Here is a 16,986-nt window from a genome sequence, read left to right on the forward strand (position 1 = left end):
AACGATGGGAGTGACCGTGGACAGAGAGGCTTTTGACCACGAGCTGGTGCGCCGGCTGATCGAGCACGTCGAGAACCGGACCACCGACCAGGCCGAGTCGGTCCTCGAGGTGTCCACGGACATCTACTCGGCCGAGCACTACCGCGAGGAGGTCGAGGCGCTCTTCCTCGACCAGCCGCTCGTGCTGGGCCTTTCGGGCGCTCTCGTCGGGCCGGACTCCTACCGGACGGTCGACATCCTCGGGACGCCGATCCTGCTGACCAGGGACGCCAGGGGCCAGGTCCGGGCACTGACGAACGTCTGCCGCCACCGCGGCGTGCGGCTCGTCGACGGCGCGGGCAAGGCCGCGCGGTTCAGCTGTCCGTTCCACTCCTGGAGCTACGACAACGAGGGCAGGCTGGTCGGGGTGCCCTCGTCGGAGTACTTCGAGGGGATGTGCCTGGAGGACAAGGGCCTTGTGGAGCTCCCGGTCGCCGAGGGCTACGGGCTCATCGTCGGGCGGCTGCGCCCCGGCCAGCCGCTCGACATCGACGACTACCTCGGCCCGGAGCTCGCGGGCGAGCTCGAGATGCTGGACTTCGCCGACTGGGAGCAGCACAGCGAGCCGCACCCGCACGAGGTCGCCGCGAACTGGAAGGTCACCCTCGACACCTTCCGGGAGAACTACCACTTCAACTATCTGCACCGGAAGACGCTGCGCACCTACGCCTACGGAGGGGTGCTGACCTTCGACCCGCTCGGGCGGCACCTGCGCAACGCCTCGGCGCTGCGTTCCATCGACGCGCTGCGGGACACCCCGGAGAGCGAGTGGGGCGACGTCACACAGCACTTCAGCCCGCAGTACTCGCTGTTCCCCAACACCTGCCTGACTTTCGACAGCCGGCACGTCGAGCTGTGGCAGATCCTGCCCGTCGACAGCAGCACGTCGCGGGTCCTGCACTCGGTCTACCTGCGTCCCGGGCTGTCCCCCGAGGAGCGGGCCAAGGCCGTCGACATGGCGCCGTGGATCTGCGAGACGGTGGTGGACGGCGAGGACTTCTGGGTCGCCGGCCGCACGGAGCCCGGCATCCGGGCCGGGATCGTCGACACGGTGGTGTTCGGGCGTAACGAGCCGGCTCCGCAGCACCTGCACCACGGTTTCACCGAGACGATCCAGGCGTACCGGGAGCGCAGGGCCGCGCAGGCCGGCGAGTCCGCCCCGGCTGGGAAGTGACGTGGGCGCCGAGGACAAGGCGATTGAGGAGAAGGCGACCGAGTCGGAGTTCGCCCCCAGGGACTCCGCCGCGCTCGTCGAGGAGCTGGCGCGGCGGTTCCTCTCCGCGGACATGGACGGCGCGTTCGCGCTGTTCGACCCGGAGATCCGGATGCAGCAGCCGGCGTCCCTGCCGCACGGCGGCTGGTACGAGGGCCACGCCGGCGCGCAGCGGATGGGCGCCGAGTTCGGCAGGTACTGGAGCCGCGTCATCAGCCCACCCAGGATCGTCGGGTGCGGTGAGCTGGTCGTCCAGCAGACCACCCAGACCTGGACGGCGAAGTCCACCGGCCGTTCGGCGACGGTGGACGTGGTCGAGCTGTTCACGGTGACGGGCGGACTGGTCCGCGAGATCCGTGTCTTCCAGCAGGACACCCATCTGCTGATGGGGACGCTCGACGCCAGCTGAGGCGGACACCGGCCGGGACCGCGGTCCGCGCAGACCCGAAGAAGCCCGCCGGCACATCACGTGCCGGCGGGCATCTCCGGTCTGGCGACCTCAGTCGCTGACGGTGATCGCACGCTCCGGGCAGTTGCGGGCGGCGTCCGCCGCCTGCTCGGCCAGCTCCGCCGGGACCTCCGGCAGGATGACCGTCCCGTGGCCCTGCTCGTCCAGCTCGAAGACGCTGGGGCTGATGTCCCAGCAGCGAGCGTGCCCCTCGCACCGGTCCGGGTCGACCTCGATACGCACGGGTCCTCCTTCACTCGTGGCCCGGCGGCAGCCCTGCCGCCGGGCCGGTCGGAAAGCGTGGTGGTCTCTGATCAGTGGTGTTCTCTGATCAGGTTGTGGTCGCTGGTCAGAACGTGGCGGACAGGGCCCACGGCCCGTCCGGGAACGGCCTGCCAAGGTATTCCATGCTGTAGGTGATCCGCCCGGTCAGCTCCGCGGGGTTCCCGCTGCACAGCAGCAGGGCCGCGTCGGCCATGGCCTCGTCCGGTTCCACCGGGGCGTTGTCCGGAGTGTGCGGCGAGACGGCGGCGACACCGGGCGTCATGACCAGCCCGGACGTCCCGAGCGCGTTCACCGCCACCCCGGTGCCCTCGAGCTCCGCGGCCAGGCCGGTGGTCAGGCGGTCCAGCGCGGCCTTGCACATGCCGTAGGGGACGCACCCGTCGCTGGCCCACTCCGGGTAGGGCGGGCCGATCGGGTGCCGGGCCTGCTTGGACGTGATGTTCACGATCCAGCCCTGCCCGCGGCTGACCATCCCGGGAACCACGAGCTGGCAGAGCCGGAACGGGGTGTGGACCATCATCTGGAACATCAGCCCGTAACGGCGCGGCGGGATGTCGAGCGCAGGTCCGTAGAAATTGACTCCGGCGTTGTTGACCAGAATGTCCGCCGGGCCGACGGCTGCCTCCGCACGTTCGATGATCGTCTCGACATCGTCGGGCGCGGTGAGATCGGCGGGAATGGCGACGGCGTGACCGCCGCCGGCCTTGATGTTCTCGATCACTTCGGTGATCGAGCCTGGCAGCCGGGAAGTACCGGCGTCGACCGTGCGCGCGACCAGAGCGACCGCCGCTCCTTCCGCGGCCAGGCGCGCGGCAATGCGCGACCCGATACCGCGACTGGCGCCGGTGACGATTGCTACGCGGCCATCCAACGATCCCACGAAAACCTCACGATCGACGTCGTCGCGCCGGGCCCGGCACGCCATGGGACGGATCCGTAGGGCGCCATGATAACAGGGTGCTCACATACTTACCTGCCTCGTGCGGGGCTGATCGCAATGCAGAACAGAGCTGCTGGTGGACCTCTTGTGGAGTGAGCGGTTACTGAAATACCCTCGGCGTTGCGCGCGGCCCCCTCACGGTCCCTGGGCCGGCGGTGCTGATGGGAGGATCGCCAGTGCGGGTCGCTGTCGCGTACGAGGCCGAGAAGCCGCTGGTCGTCGAGGATCTCGACCAGCCCGCCGTGGGCCCGCGGGATGTGCTCGTGCGCATCGCCGCGAGCGGTATCTGCCACACCGACCTCCACGTCATCAACGGGCACTCGCCCCTGCCGCTTCCGATCGTTCCCGGTCACGAGGCGTGCGGTGTGGTCGAGGAGGTGGGCTCCGAGGTCCGCCGGGTGAAGGTGGGCCAGCGGGTGCTCGCCGCCGTGTCGCCGGCCTGCGGCACCTGCTGGTGGTGCGTCAACGGCATGTCCAACCACTGCGAGCTCGGCGGGCCGGTCAAGGCGGCGCCGCGGTTCAAGCTGGCCGACGGCCGCACGGCGGCCGCCGTGTGCGGCTGCGGCACGTTCGCCGAGGCGATGGTGGTCGACGAGGCCTCGGTCGTGCCGACCAACACCGACCTGGCCGACGAGGAGCTGGCGCTGCTCGGCTGCGGGGTGACCACCGGGCTCGGCGCGGCGCTCATCACCGCCGGCGTGACCCCCGGCTCGTCCGTCGCGGTGATCGGCTGTGGCGGGGTCGGGCAGTCGGTGATCCAGGGCGCGCGCATCTCCGGCGCGGCCACCATCATCGGCATCGACCTCGTGCCCGCCCGCCGTGAGGCCAGCCTGCGAGTCGGCGCGACCCACGTGGTCGACCCGGCGGAGGCCGACCCGGTCGAGCAGGTGCGCGCGCTGACCGAGGGGCGCGGGGTGGACTTCAGCTTCGAGGTCGTCGGTCTGCCCAACCTGATGGTGCAGGCCTTCGACATGGCACGTAAGCAGGGGGCGGTCACGCTGGTCGGCATGCCGTCCACGAGCGCGACCCTGACCCTGCCGGCCATCTCTGCGATCTTCTCCGGCAAGCGTCTCGCCGGGTCCGTGGTGGGCGGCGCCCAGATCCTGCGCGACATGCCGAGGTTCATCCGGCTGGCCGAGACCGGCCGGCTCGACCTCGGCGGCATGGTGTCCAACCGGATCCGGCTGGACGACATCAACGAGGGCATCGCGCTGCTCGACCGTGCCGAGGGCACCCGGACCGTGATCATTTAGCGGCGGTCGTCTGAAGGTGGCGCAGAGGGGCGACCGCGGGTGACCCTCGGAACGGGGTTCGCCGCCGGGGTCGGCGGACTCACCGCCGACGTGTCGGGAGGGAACGCGAACATGACCGAGCGCACTCTGATCAGGAACGCGAAGATAATCACCTGCTCCGCTCCCGGCACCGACTCCGGGTCGGACGTCATCGCCGACGGCGACCTCCTGATCGAGGGCGACCGGATCGCGCGGGTGGCGGCGGGGCGCATCGAGATCGACTCCGGTGCGGCCCGCGTCGTCGACCTGCACGGGGCGGCCGTCTTACCCGGCCTGGGAGACGCGCACGTGCACATGAGCTGGCCGCTCGACTTCGTCTTCGACCACGTCTCCGTCGCCAACGCGCCGGCCGCGCCGCACGCGCTCGACGTCGCCGCCGTGGCCCGGACGTTCCTGGAGAGCGGCTACACGCTCGTCGTCGGGGCAGGGGTCTCCCAGCCGTTCGACGACGTGCGCACCAGGGACGCGATCGAGCGGGGCCTCATCCCCGGCCCGCGGGTCATCCCGAGCGGCACGATGATCACCGAGCGGGGCGCGATCAGCGCGGACACCGGGATGACCTCGGTCGTCTCCGACGCCCGGGACATCCGCGAGGTCGTCGCCCGCCAGTGCGACACCGGCGTCCGGGCGCTGAAACTGTTCGTCTCCGGGGACGGCATCGTCCCCGAGTACCCCTCCGACGACCTCTACATGAACGACGAGATGCTGTCCGCGGCCGTAGACGAGGCCGACCGGTACGGGGCGTTCATCACGGTTCACGCCCGCGGGTCGGACAGCGTCGCGATGGCGGCGCGCAACGGGGTCCGGGCCATCCACCACGCCTGCTTCCTTGACGACAAGGCGGTGCACGAGCTCGAGGCGCGCCGGGACGACGTCTGGGTGTGCCCCGGCCTGCACTACCTGTACGCGATGGTCAGCGGCCACGCCGAGCCCTGGGGCGTCACCCCGGAGAAGATCGAGCGCTCGGGCTACGAGAAGGAGTTCCACGCCCAGGTCGAGGGCATCCGCCAGCTGCGGGAGGCGGGCATCCGCATCCTGGCCGGCGGCGACTTCGGCCACCAGTGGACAAAACACGGCACCTACGCGGCCGAGCTGCAGCGTTACGTGGAGCTGGTCGGCATGTCACCGCAGGAGGCGATCAACACCGCGACCCGGAACATGGGCCCGCTGGTGGGCCTGGACGTCGGCCAGGTCCGCGCGGGCTACCTCGCCGACCTGCTGATCGTCGATGGCGACCCGCTCGCCGACATCACCGTGCTGCAGGATCCCGACCGCCGCCGCACGGTCCTCAAGGGCGGGCGGTTCGCCTACGTCAACCCGCGGATGTTCCCATGATCGGGGCCACCGGCGAGCGGGCGGCGTCCGGCGACGTGATCGAGGCGCCCCCGCTGGACGGCCCGCCCGTCGCTGATCCGCCCGCGGTCGAGGCCCCGGTGCCCGCCCCGGCCGCTGCGGCGCTGCTCTCCGGAGTCGAGACCCTGGCGCGCCTGCTCGTCGTGCGTGAGCGGCTGGATGCCAAGGACGGCCTGACCACCGGGACGATGGTGTCGGGCTACCCGGGTTCGCCCCTGGGCACGTTCGACCTGACCCTGGACAAGCTCGGCGACAAGCTGGCCGAGCACCGCATCCTGCACCGGCCGGGGCTGAACGAGGAGCTCGGCGCCGCCGTCGTGTGGGGCAGCCAGATGGGCGCGGTCAGCGGCTACGCCGGCGTCGACGGCGTCGTCGGCGCCTGGTACGGCAAGACCCCGGGGCTCGACCGGTGCGGGGACGTCCTCAGGCACGCCAACGCCATGGGCGCCGGCCCGAACGGCGGCGTCGTCATGTTCTGCGGCGACGACCCGACCGCCAAGTCGTCCACCCTGCCCTGCGACAGCCAGTACACGTTCGAGGACGCCTGTATCCCGGTGCTGTTCCCCGGTGACCAGCAGGAGGTCCTCGACCTGGGCGTGCACGCCTACCGGCTGTCCCGGTACTGCGGATCCTGGGTCGGGATGAAGATCGTCACCGCGGTGGCGGACGGCATCGGCAGCGTCGACCTCGATCTCGACCGGCACACTCCGGAGGAACCGGAGGACATCCTGGTCGAGGGCCTGCCGTGGCGGCACCGGCCGCAGGCCAAGGTCGGCCCGCACGCGGTGCCCGGCCAGGAGGCGCTCGTCGTCGACCACCGGCTGCGCGCCGCGCAGGCCTACGTCCGGCACAACGGCCTCGACCGGGTGGTCGGCGCCCAGGCGGGCGCGCCGCTGGGCATCGTGTGCGCCGGCAAGACCTACTTCGACGTGGTCCAGGCGTTCTCCGATCTCGGTGTCCGCCCCGCCGATCTCGCCGCCGCCGGCGTCCGCGTGCTCAAGCTCGCGATGACGTACCCGGTGGTCGAGAGCACCGTCGTCGAGTTCGCCCGGTCGGTCGAGGAGATCCTCGTCGTCGAGGAGAAGCGGCCGTTCATCGAGACGCAGCTGCGGTCGATCCTGCACCAGGCGGGGATCATGGTCCCCGTCGCGGGCAAGAAGGACCTGGACGGGCGCGCGCTGCTGTCGACGGTCGGCGAGCTGGACCCGGCCGCGGTCGGCAAGGCGCTGACCCGGGTCCGCCCGGCACTCGCCGCCGGCCGGCGCGACGAGCCGCGGCGGATGTCGCTGCCGCTGCTCGCGCTGCCGTCCCGGCCGCCGGGCTTCTGCAGCGGCTGCCCGCACAACCGCTCGACGGTCTTCCCGGACGGTGCCCTCGTCGGCGGCGGCGTCGGGTGTCACGGGATCATGTACTTCGAGACCCGGCACCAGGGCATGACCAGCCTGCCGCCCACCCCGATGGGCGCCGAGGGCGTGCCCTGGATCGGGCTGGCGCCGTTTGTCGACGAGCCGCACCTCATCCAGAACCTCGGCGACGGCACGCTGAGCCACTCCGGCATCCTGGCGATCCGGGCGAGCGTCGCCGCCGGCGTCGCCGTCACGTTCAAGATCCTGTACAACACCGCGGTCGCCATGACGGGCGGTCAGGACGTCGTCGGCCTGATGGACGTCCCGGCGATGACCCGGGCGCTGGAGGCCGAGGGCGTGCGCCGCATCGTGGTGTGCGCCGAGGACCCGAAGCGCTACGGCCGTCGCGCCCGCTGGGCACCGGGCGTCAGGGTGCTCGGGCGGGACCACCTCCCGGAGGTGCAGGAGGAACTGCGGGGCGTGGCCGGCGTCAGCGTGATCATCTACGACCAGCGCTGCGCGGCGGAGTCGCGGCGGCTGCGCAAGCGCGGGCTGCTGCCCGAGCCGCCCCGGCGGGTCGTCATCAACGAGGCCGTCTGCGAGGGGTGCGGCGACTGCGGCACCAAGAGCAACTGCCTGTCGGTGCTCCCGGTGGAGACCGAGCTCGGTGTGAAGCGGCGCATCGACGACCTTTCCTGCAACCGCGACTACACCTGCCTGGACGGCGACTGCCCGTCCTTCGTCACCGTGCAGCCCCGGTCGCGGACCTGGCCGTGGACGAGGTCCCCGGCGAAGCGCCGGGCCCGCAGGGCGAGTGCCGAGCAGGCCGCGGGTGCGTCCGCCGGGACGGGCGAGTCGGTGCGGCCGGCCCTGCCCGCCGGCACCCTGCCGGCGCCCGCCAACCCGGGTGTCGACGGCCAGTACGGCATCTACGTCACCGGCATCGGCGGGACGGGCATCATCACCGCCAGCCGGATCCTCGCGGCCGCGGCCGAGTCGGCCGGGCTCGTCGTCGGCGGCGTGGACCAGACCGGCCTGTCGCAGAAGGCCGGGGCCGTGGTCTCCCACCTGCACCTGGCGGCGACCAGGGCCGAGATCGGCTCGGCGACGGTCGGCCCCGGCGGGGCCGACCTCTACCTCTCCGGCGACATCCTGCAGGCCGCCGGCGGGCCCCAGCTGGAACGGGTCCGCCCCGGCCACACCGTGGCGGTCGTCGAGACCGAGCTGATCCCGACCACGTCGATGCTCCAGGGCGGCGCGACCGCGCCCGCCGACGAGGATCTGCGCAGGGCGATCACCGACCGGGTCGGCCCCGAGCGGGTCGCCTTCATCGCCGGGCGGCAGATCGCCGAGCAGGTGTTCGCCGACCAGCTCCTCGGCAACGTCGTCCTGCTCGGCGCCGCCTTCCAGCTCGGCGGGCTGCCGTTCACGCTGGACGACGTCGAGCACGCGATGCGCCGGCAGGGCAGGGCCGCGGCGAAGAACCGGGAGGCCTTCGAATGGGGCCGCTGGGCCGCGCACGACCCGGCGGCCGTCGAGGCCAGCCTCGCCGGGCCCGCGGGCGCCGGGCCCGCGGGCGCCGGGTCGGTGGCCACCGGGTCGGCGGGCGCGGAGGCCTCCGGCGCCGGTCCGGAGCCGGGTCGGCGGCCCGGCCTCACCGACCCGTCACCGGCGGCGCTGACCCGCGCGGCGGCGCTCGTCGCCGAGCGCCCGCTGCCCCCGGCGCTGCGTGACCTGCTGGTCCGCCGGGCCGCCCAGGTGATCGACTACTCGGGCGACTCGCTGGCGCGGCGCTTCCTCGGCCTGGTCGAGCAGGCGTCCGCGCGGGACGACGAGGCCAGCGGATGGGAGTTCACCCGGGCGGTCACCGACTCCTGGCACAAGATCCTGACCTACAAGGACGAGTACGAGGTCGCCCGGCTGCACCTGAAGACGGACTACGACGAGGTCGCGCGTGGCCTCGGCATCGACGGCCCGTACAAGGTGACCTACCACCTCCATCCACCCGCGCTGCGCCGGCTGGGCGTGTCGAGGAAGCTCCCGATGGGCCGGCCCTACGCCGTCGCCTTCCACGGCCTGCGGGCGATGAAGCGGCTGCGCGGGACGCCCTTCGACGTCTTCGGCTACGACCCCGACCGCCGCACCGAGCGCGCGGTGATCGCCGAGTACGAGGCGCTGATCACCGAGCTTGTGCGGCCGGTGCCGGCCGGGTCCGGCGTCTCCTACGAGACGCTGGTCCAGGCCGCCGAGTCCGTCCAGGTGGTCAAGGGCTATGCGGAGATCAAGGAAGCCGCGGTGCGGCGCTGGCGTGCCGAGGTCGCTCAGCTGCGGCGTGAGCTGGTCCCGCCCGCCGCTGGTACCGGTGGCGGCACGGCACCCTGACCTGATGTTCCCTCGCGTCGTGGGGAACCGGGGTGCATAACAGCCCGTTTCGCAAAGATTGATCGACCACGGGGTGTCGTGTCCGGTTCGAGCGCCCCCAGGGAAATCATGATCGGCCGTGGTCCGTGGCGGCCGTGTCCGGGTGCGCGGGGTGCGGGGTGCTGGGTGCGGGATGCGCGGGGATCATCGGGTCCCCGGCACGGTCCGGGCCCGACGGGTATGCGTACCGGGCCGGCCGCTATGCACGGCGGCGCGGAACCGTGGCGGGTGAGGGGCAGCCAGGACTCTCTCACCCGCCGCACATCACCCGATGGCGGAGACTCAGGGTGCATAACCGGCTCGGGGAGGAGGTACCGGGCCTCGGTCTGGGTCCTGTTCCGCGGGGGGCGCCAGCCGGCCACCCCGACCCGGGTCCCGACACGACTCCCACTCCTGGCCGATCTTTGCGAAACGAGCTGTAAGTCGTAGGTCGTGGGGCCCGTCCGCGGGCGTCTCGTGAGCGGGCGTCTCGTGAGCAGTGCCTCGTGAGCAGTGCCTCGTGAGCAGTGCCTCGCGAACTCGATAAGTGAGCGAGTATTTGCTATCTTCTGGGAACTATCGTTGCCGCGGGCGACCGATCGGAGTTTCGATGGATCTGCTGCTGCGCCACGCCTCGTTGATCGACGGGACGGGTGCCCCGGCCCGCGCCGCGGAGGTCGCCGTCAGCGGTGGCCGCGTGGTCGCCGTCGGCGCCCCCGGCGAGCTCACCCCGACGCCCGACTGCGAGGTCGTCGACCTCGAGGGGCTCACCCTCGCCCCCGGCTTCATCGACGTGCACACCCACTACGACGCCCAGATTCTCTGGGACGGCGACCTCACGCCGTCGAGCTGGCACGGCGTGACCAGCGTGATCATGGGCAACTGCGGCTTCGGGGTGGCGCCGACCAGGCCCGAGCACCGCGACATCATCATGCGCCTCCTGGAGAACGTCGAGGGGATGTCCCTCAGCGCACTTGACGCCGGCATCTCCTGGTCCTTCGAGACCTTCCCGGAGTACCTCTCCGCCCTCGACCAGCGGCCCAAGCGTCTCAACGTCGGCGCCTTCATCGGCCACTCGCCGCTGCGCGCGTTCGTGGTCGGCGGTGAGGAGCGGCCGGCGACACCGGCCGAGCTCGAGCGGATGCGCGAGATCGTGCGCGAGGCCCTCGAGGCCGGCGCCATCGGGTTCTCCACCTCGCGCCAGCCCGCCCACCAGGGCGCCTACGGCCGTCCGGTGCCGAGCCGCTTCGCCGAGGTCGACGAGGTCTACTCGATGGTCTCGGTGCTCAGCGAGCTCGGGCGCGGCGTCGTCCAGGTCTCCATCGGCCCGGGCCTGTTCGTCGACCAGTTCTCCGAGCTGGCCACCCGCTTCGGCGTCCCGGTGACGTGGACGGCGCTGGTCGCCCGCGCGGACAAGCCAGGCGCGGCGATGCGCACCGTCGAGCGGGGCGGGGCGCTGCCCGGCGAGGTCTACCCGCAGATCGCCTGCCGCCCCATCGTCATGCAGATCACGATGGACGACCCGGTGCCGCTCGCCGAGATCGACGAGTGGAAGGAGGCGCTGGCGCGGCCCCGCGAGGAGCGTGCCGACCTCTACCGCGACGCCTCCTGGCGGGAGCGGGCCCGCCCCGCGACGCTGAGCGCGTGGAGCCACCGCTGGTCCAAGATCGATGTCGAGGAGACCGGCGCCCACCACGACGTCGTGGGCATCCCGCTGGACCGGCTGGCGCAGCAGCGGGGCACCACCCCCTTCGACGTCATGCTCGACCTCGCGCTCTCGGACAGCGTCCCCACCCGCTTCCGGGTGGTGCTGGAGAACGACGGTGACGCCGAGATCGCCCAGCTGCTGGCGGACAAGCGCACCCTGCTCGGGCTCTCCGACGCCGGCGCCCACGCCAACCAGCTCTGCGACGCCTGCTACTCCACCCACCTGCTCGGTCACTGGGTGCGCGAGCGCGGCGCGATCGCGCTGGAGGACGCGGTCTGGCGCCTCACCGGTCATCCCCACCAGGCCTTCCGGGTGGACGGCCGTGGGCTGGTCAAGGAGGGCTTCCACGCCGACCTCGTCGCCTTCGACCCGGCCACGGTGGGCACGACCCCGGTCGAGCGGGTGTACGACCAGCCCGGCGGCGCCGACCGCCTGGTGGTGCGCAGCACCGGCATCGAGCACGTGTGGGTCAACGGCGTAGCCACCCGTTCGTACGGTAAGGACATCCCCGGCGCCACGCCCGGCCGTCTGCTGCGCGCCCGGGGCACCGGGGAGGGCACCCCGCAGTCCTGACCACCGGACCAACCCCGCGCCCGGGTAGCCATTTCGCGGTGGCCACCCGGGCGCTTCCGCGTCCGCGGGCTCTCTGTCTCTGCCGCTCAGGGCCTGGCCGGGCCCGACCCGGCGCCGAGCCGGACCGGCCCGGGGGGCGGGGTTGGTGTCCTACGGTGACTGTCCCTACGCGGACTGTCCTACGCGGACCTGGCGGTCTCCTTGTCGGGGATCCGGAGCAGGTCGGCGGTGTTGCTGCGCAGCACCTTGCGCCGCGTGACCGGGTCGCAGTCGTCGAGGCGCTCGACGTAGTCCATGGGCTGGCGGAGCCCCTCGGGGTGCGGGTAGTCCGAACCGAAGAGGACCTGGTCCGGGCCGAGCACGCTGATGAGGTCGTGCACGTCGTCCTCGGGGAACGGGCAGACCCACAGGTGCTCGGCGAGCATCTCGCTGGGCTTCGCCGAGAGCGTGCCGCCGATCATCGGGCCGCGCCGGCCGAGGGCGGCGGCCTTGTCGACCGTCTTCAGCAGCGGTCGCACCCAGTTGCTGCCGTTCTCGATCGAGATGATCTTGATGTTGGGGTGTCGGCCGAAGAGGTTGTGCAGGGTGAGCGCGCTGAGCGTGTCGACGATCGGCCGCTCGGTGTTGCACAGCGCCCACTGCAGCGGCGACTGCAGGTGTGACGGGTTGCCCGCGTCCTCGGACCAGAGCCGGCCGTACGCCGCGTTGTAACCGCTGTTGGAGACGTGGAACACGACCCCGACCCCGGCCTCGGCCGCCATCGCCCAGAACCGGTCGAAGTCGGGGTGCGCGGGGGAGCGGCCGCCGATCGGCCCGGGGCGCAGGTGCACCAGGCGCGCGTCGGCGTCCAGCACCCGCTTCAGCTCGGCCACGGCGTGGTCGATGTCGAGCAGGGAGAGCATCGGAACGGCGAAGATCCGGTCCTGCTCGGCGTAGCCCCAGTCCTCCTCGAGCCACCGGTTGAACGCGCGCAGGCTGGCGTAGGTCAGTTCGACGTCGTCCGCCATGTCCTGCTCGACGGCCACGCCGAGGGTGGGCAGCATGATGGTCGCCTCGACATCCTGGTCGTCCATCAGGTCCAGCCGCGCGGGCCGCTCGATGAACGCGGGGTGGTCCTTCGCGTTCAGGACCTCGCGGTGGGTGAAGCCGTCCGCCACCTCGCCGACGAACAGGCCCTGCAGCGCGCCGGGGGCGGACGCGTAGTCCCCGGGCATCACGCTCATGAAGGTGCGGCGGTCGCCCAGATAGACCCGGCCCAGGCCGTCGGCCCCGCGCTCGACCCGTACGGTGCGCTCCTTGAAACCGGCCTCGATATGCCGGGAGAAGCAGTCGTCGGGCTCGTAGTAGTGGCCATCGGCATCGATCAGCTGGTAGTCCACCGCGTGCCACCTCCGGGAAAACGATTCAGTGAATACTCGCTGCGCCGGTCGAAGTGCCGGGACTTGCGCGCGGTGCGCTGGCTGGCCACGAGGTGCGGGTCGTCTCCGGGCGCCGGGCAGGCCACGAGACGGATCGTCGTGGTCACCTGGCTGCCTCCTCCGCCTGTCGCGGTTCTGTCGCCTGTCGCGGTTTCGTGTCGCTCGGCGGCCTGCCGCGCAGATCGCGGGCCGGTTCGCACGGCCTCAGTCCTGGTAAGTGAGCATACACTTTTTCCCTATCGGGCGCAGGGGCGTTTGCGGTGGCAGGCTGAATGCCCGCCTTCCCGAAGGCGGGCGATCTCGTTCTCACCGGTAACGCGCGGAACGCCGCCCAGGCAGTTCTCCGGGATCTACGGCGGTGCCGCCCCGAAAGGCGGGTGATGAATGCGGACGCCGGCCAGGACGGCCGGCGTCCGAGGGGATTCCGCGGTGCTTCCGGGATCCGTCAGGTCTGGCGGACGGCTTTGGCGGCCAGGAGGGCGTCGATCTCCGCCGGGGGGAAGCCGAGGTCGGTGAGCACGGCGACGCTGTGCTCACCGACGCCCGGCAGCATCGGCGTGACCGGGTCCGCGTCGACGCCGGTCGGGCCGTACCGCGGCAGGGCCCCGATCTGCTCGAACCAGCCCCAGTCGGCGACCTCGTACGAGGCGACCCGGCCGAGCTGGCGGTTGACCGGGTCGTCCAGCACCGCGCGGCGGAAGCCGTCCCGGTCGAGCGGTTCGATGAGGTCGGCGAGCAGGCCGGCGGCGCGCAGACGGGCCACCCACTCGGCCGCCGGCGCGGCGGCGAACACGGCCTCCAGGACGGACTCGGCCCGGCGGGCGCTCGCGTCGTCCGAGCCCCCACGCAGTGGCACGTAGGACTCCGGCAGGCCGCCGGCCGCGGTGCCGTCGTCGCCGGCGGCCGCGTCGCCGGTGACGGGCGTCGCGGCGGGTGCCGTCAGCTCGCGCAGGCGGGCCCACGCGGCGCGGTCGGGCAGGACGAGCGCGAACCAGCGGTCGTCGCCGCCGGCGTAGATGCGGTAGCCCGGGCCGTACCCGGTCTGGGTCGAGTCGAGCGAGGGGGTCGGGACGCGCTCGCCGTCGCGCTGGAACACCCCGCTCTGCAGGAGCATCCCCGCGCCCAGCAGGCTCGTCGCCACCCGCTGCCCGCACCCGGTCGACTCCCGGGCGTACAGGCCGGCCAGTATGCCGGTCGCGGCCACCCAGCCGCCGCTGACGTCCAGCGGAATCCAGGTGGGGGCGACCGGATCGTTGCCGGTGCCGCCTACAGCCTGCTCCAGGCCGGTCAGCGCCTGCATCAGGGCGTCGTTGCCGGGGTACTTCGCCCGCGGTCCCGTCGGGCCGAAGGCGCTGGCGTGGCAGTACACGGCGCGTGGGTTGAGCCGGGCGACGGTCTCCGCGTCGATCCGGAGCCGTTCGGCCACCCCGACCCGGAAGTTGTGCACGACGACGTCGGCCCACCGGATCAGCCGTTCCACGACGGGCCGGGCTTCTGGGGCGCCCAGGTCCATCGCCAGGCTGCGCTTGCCGCGCTGGCAGGCCGCCACCGCGTAGGCGGCGGCCCGCATGGCCTCGCCCTCGGGCGGCTCGACCTTGACGACCTCCGCGCCCAGGTCGGCGAGGATCTGGGCGCCCAGCGGACCGGCCACGAACGCCGAGAAGTCCAGGACGCGAACCCCCCGCAGGAGACGGCCGGACGTCCCGGCCGCGCTCGCGGCGGGGGCGCCGTCCGCGGGCGCGGGGCGGACGGGACGGACGGAGATCGGCGAGCCGACGACGACGTCCCGCCGGCCGGACTCCGAGCGGGTCACCGCCAGGCCGACCTCGGCCAGGTGCGGGTCGGCCAGCGCGTCGCCGGGGCGCAGCACCGGCTCGCAGGCGATGCCCGCCTCGCGCAGCCGGTTCAGCCAGTCCTCGCGCGGCCGCAGCGCGAACGGCGAGCGCCAGCGGCGGGCACGCTCGTTGAGAGCCCCGGTCATCTGGTCGGCGTAGTAGCCCTCGTCGCTGGGGGTGTCGCCGAGAACGTCGATGAGACGGGAGTACATCCCCTTCCCACCGAACCAGACCTGCAGCAGCTCGCCGTCGGCGCAGCGGTACAGGAAGTTCGGGAAGGTCGATCCCTTCTCCCAGTAGGACTCGATCTCCGTCGCGGCGCGCTCGGAGCGCCCGATCATGCACCCGAGGGTGGAGAGCAGCCCGTCGTAGAGCGACGTCTCGGCCCAGCCGCCGGTGCCCGTCCCGACCCGGCGGCGCAACAACGCGAGCGCGGACGTCGTGAGCAGGAAGGCCGTGCCGCTGCCCGACGCCTGCGCGTCGACGAAGATCGGGCCCGGCCGGTGCCCGGCGAGTTGGGTGCAGAACCCGGCCCGGGCCTCCACCAGCAGCCCGAAGTCCTCCCCGAGGCCCTTGGACGTCCGGCTGGGCCGGCAGCGGGCGTACACCAGGCCCGGGTTGGCCGCCTGGAGGTCGAGGTGGCCCAGGCCGCGCCGCTCGACGAGCGCCTCGGGTCCGTAGACGAACGCGACGTCCGCGCCCCGGAGCAGCGCGCGCACCTCGGCCGCGTCGTCGGTGACGACGAGCTGCTTGTCGCGGTGCCAGACCTCGCCCCAGGCCACGTGCTCGTCGATCGCCGGCGTCGACGTCCCGACCGCCCGGACGACCCGCGCGCCCAGGTCGGCGAAGATCATGCCGGGCACGCCGCCCGCCAGGCCCAGGCCGAGGTCGCTGGTGCCGACCGCGACCTCGACGACCGACAGGCCCTCGCAGGGACGTCCGGCGGGGGCGGTGCTCACGGCGAGACCTCGTCCGCCGGCAGCCCGTCCACTGACAGGCCGTCCACTGACAGCCCGTCCGCCGGCAGCGTGAGGCGGGGCAGTACCTCCCTGGCCGCGAGAGTGATCACCTCGAGGGTGTCCTCGTGCGCCGCCGGGGAGATGATGAAGTGGCGCACCCCCGCGTCCACGTACTGCTGGAAGCGGGCGGCGACCTCCTCGGGCGTGCCGGCCGGGGCGACCCGCTCGAGCATGCCGCCGGGCTTGTTCCCGTAGGCGCCGCCGAGGAACGACGCGACGTCGTCGCGGGCGCGGTCGCCGTCGGGGCGGATCGAGCAGTAGACGTACATCATCCACTCGAAGCCGGACTTCTCCAGGTCGCGGCCGGCCGCGGCGGCGTGCTCGCGGACGGTGCCGACCGTGCGGGCATAGGCGTCCGGTGACATCAGGTAGGGCATCCAGCCGTCGCCGACGCGGGCGGCGCGGCGCATGGCGGGCCCCTTGCGGCCGGAGATCAACAGCGGCGGGCCGCCGGGGCGCCCGCCCGGCCGGTCCGCGCCGCGCAGCTCGACCGGGACGAGCTTCGCCTCGTCGAGGTGGAAGAACTTCCCGTGGTGGGTCACCGGCTCGCCGGACCACAGCGCCCGGAGGATGTCCAGGGTCTCGTCGGTGCGCGCCCCGCGCTCGGCGACGGGCACGCCGACGGCGTCGAACTCCTGGGGGAACTCGCCGCCGACGCCGACCCCGACCGAGATCCGGCCGCCGCTGTGGACGTCCAGGTCGGCGAGCTGTTTGGCGATGATCACCGGGGGGTAGAGCGGGGCGAGCAGGATCGAGGTGCCGACGCGGACGCGCTCCGTCCACGCGGTCATCAGCGCCAGCCGGGTGATCACCTCTCCGGTGCCCGTCCGGGGGAGGATGTGGCCGCCCTGCCAGACGGACTCGATCGGGAGGCGCTCCGCGGCGGCGAGCCACGCCCGGTCCGGCTCGGGGAGGGCCGCTGCTCCGAAGACGATGCGATTGCCTGGCAACCAGGGCTCCTTAACGGACGACCGGCCGGACGGCGTGACCAGGCCGTCCGGGTCGGGGAGCAGACTCGGCGGCTGTCCGCGCGCGTGTCCGGGCTTGCGTGGCAGAATAGCGGAGTGAGCGTACACTCCTCTTCCCTGTGAAGGGAAGCTGAGCAGGGAAGCAAGGG

General features: G+C 72.5%; 12 protein-coding genes. 6 read left to right on the top strand and 6 right to left on the bottom strand.

From position 1 onward, the window contains the following. The first annotated feature begins 16 nt into the window (after positions 1 to 16). Entirely contained in the window at positions 17 to 1,213 is a 1,197-nt protein-coding gene (locus FMEAI12_RS33050; protein WP_071067145.1) for an SRPBCC family protein, read from the top strand. A 22-nt stretch (positions 1,214 to 1,235) separates the two neighbouring features. Then, the gene (locus tag FMEAI12_RS33055) at positions 1,236 to 1,661 is read left to right on the top strand and encodes a nuclear transport factor 2 family protein (protein ID WP_112109108.1); all 426 of its coding nucleotides are present in this window, start codon (positions 1,236 to 1,238) and stop codon (positions 1,659 to 1,661) included. 90 nt (positions 1,662 to 1,751) lie between these two features. On the opposite strand, the gene FMEAI12_RS33060 is transcribed toward FMEAI12_RS33055, so the two are convergent. Together FMEAI12_RS33060 and FMEAI12_RS33065 are read right to left on the bottom strand one after the other, a co-directional pair. Then, positions 1,752 to 1,943, bottom strand: a complete 192-nt coding sequence (locus tag FMEAI12_RS33060) for a ferredoxin (RefSeq protein WP_020464245.1) — start codon at positions 1,941 to 1,943, stop codon at positions 1,752 to 1,754. 106 nt (positions 1,944 to 2,049) lie between these two features. Next, entirely contained in the window at positions 2,050 to 2,865 is an 816-nt protein-coding gene (locus tag FMEAI12_RS33065; protein ID WP_112109109.1) for an SDR family NAD(P)-dependent oxidoreductase, read from the bottom strand. Between the two features lie 236 nt (positions 2,866 to 3,101). On the opposite strand from FMEAI12_RS33065, the gene FMEAI12_RS33070 reads away from it, so the two are divergent. From FMEAI12_RS33070 to FMEAI12_RS33085, 4 genes are all read left to right on the top strand, one after another. Next, on the top strand, positions 3,102 to 4,178 hold the full coding sequence (locus FMEAI12_RS33070) for a Zn-dependent alcohol dehydrogenase (protein ID WP_112109060.1): 1,077 nt from the start codon (positions 3,102 to 3,104) through the stop codon (positions 4,176 to 4,178). 111 nt (positions 4,179 to 4,289) lie between these two features. Then, positions 4,290 to 5,552, top strand: a complete 1,263-nt coding sequence (locus FMEAI12_RS33075) for an amidohydrolase family protein (protein ID WP_112109110.1) — start codon at positions 4,290 to 4,292, stop codon at positions 5,550 to 5,552. Next, complete coding sequence (locus FMEAI12_RS33080; RefSeq protein WP_112109061.1) at positions 5,549 to 9,298, top strand: indolepyruvate ferredoxin oxidoreductase family protein; 3,750 nt, start codon at positions 5,549 to 5,551, stop codon at positions 9,296 to 9,298. Before FMEAI12_RS33075 ends, FMEAI12_RS33080 begins: the two co-directional genes overlap by 4 nt. 628 nt (positions 9,299 to 9,926) lie before the next feature. Beyond that, a complete protein-coding gene (locus tag FMEAI12_RS33085) occupies positions 9,927 to 11,597 on the top strand; it encodes an amidohydrolase family protein (protein WP_071059551.1) in 1,671 nt (556 codons plus the stop codon). Between the two features lie 179 nt (positions 11,598 to 11,776). Here the strand turns inward: FMEAI12_RS33085 and FMEAI12_RS33090 are convergent, their stop codons facing one another. The 4 genes from FMEAI12_RS33090 to FMEAI12_RS33100 form a co-directional block, all read right to left on the bottom strand. Next, positions 11,777 to 12,976 (bottom strand): amidohydrolase family protein, encoded by a 1,200-nt coding sequence (locus FMEAI12_RS33090; RefSeq protein WP_112109062.1) that lies wholly within the window; start codon positions 12,974 to 12,976, stop codon positions 11,777 to 11,779. Continuing rightward, complete coding sequence (locus FMEAI12_RS36830; protein WP_157904194.1) at positions 12,961 to 13,122, bottom strand: hypothetical protein; 162 nt, start codon at positions 13,120 to 13,122, stop codon at positions 12,961 to 12,963. Before FMEAI12_RS36830 ends, FMEAI12_RS33090 begins: the two co-directional genes overlap by 16 nt. Before the next feature lie 338 nt (positions 13,123 to 13,460). Then, complete coding sequence (locus tag FMEAI12_RS33095; protein ID WP_112109063.1) at positions 13,461 to 15,809, bottom strand: CoA transferase; 2,349 nt, start codon at positions 15,807 to 15,809, stop codon at positions 13,461 to 13,463. Then, on the bottom strand, positions 15,806 to 16,819 hold the full coding sequence (locus FMEAI12_RS33100; RefSeq protein WP_112109064.1) for an LLM class flavin-dependent oxidoreductase: 1,014 nt from the start codon (positions 16,817 to 16,819) through the stop codon (positions 15,806 to 15,808). Before FMEAI12_RS33100 ends, FMEAI12_RS33095 begins: the two co-directional genes overlap by 4 nt. Positions 16,820 to 16,986: the final 167 nt, after the last annotated feature.

Source organism: Parafrankia sp. Ea1.12, from assembly GCF_900465275.1.
GTDB classification, from domain to species: Bacteria; Actinomycetota; Actinomycetes; order Frankiales; family Frankiaceae; genus Parafrankia; species Parafrankia soli.

What these genes read in the sequence shown, in the direction of transcription:
- FMEAI12_RS33075 (WP_112109110.1), top strand. Translation starts at nt 4,290, where the DNA reads ATGACCGAGCGCACTCTGATCAGGAACGCGAAGATAATCACCTGCTCC.
- FMEAI12_RS33080 (WP_112109061.1), top strand. Translation starts at nt 5,549, where the DNA reads ATGATCGGGGCCACCGGCGAGCGGGCGGCGTCCGGCGACGTGATCGAG.
- FMEAI12_RS33085 (WP_071059551.1), top strand. Translation starts at nt 9,927, where the DNA reads ATGGATCTGCTGCTGCGCCACGCCTCGTTGATCGACGGGACGGGTGCC.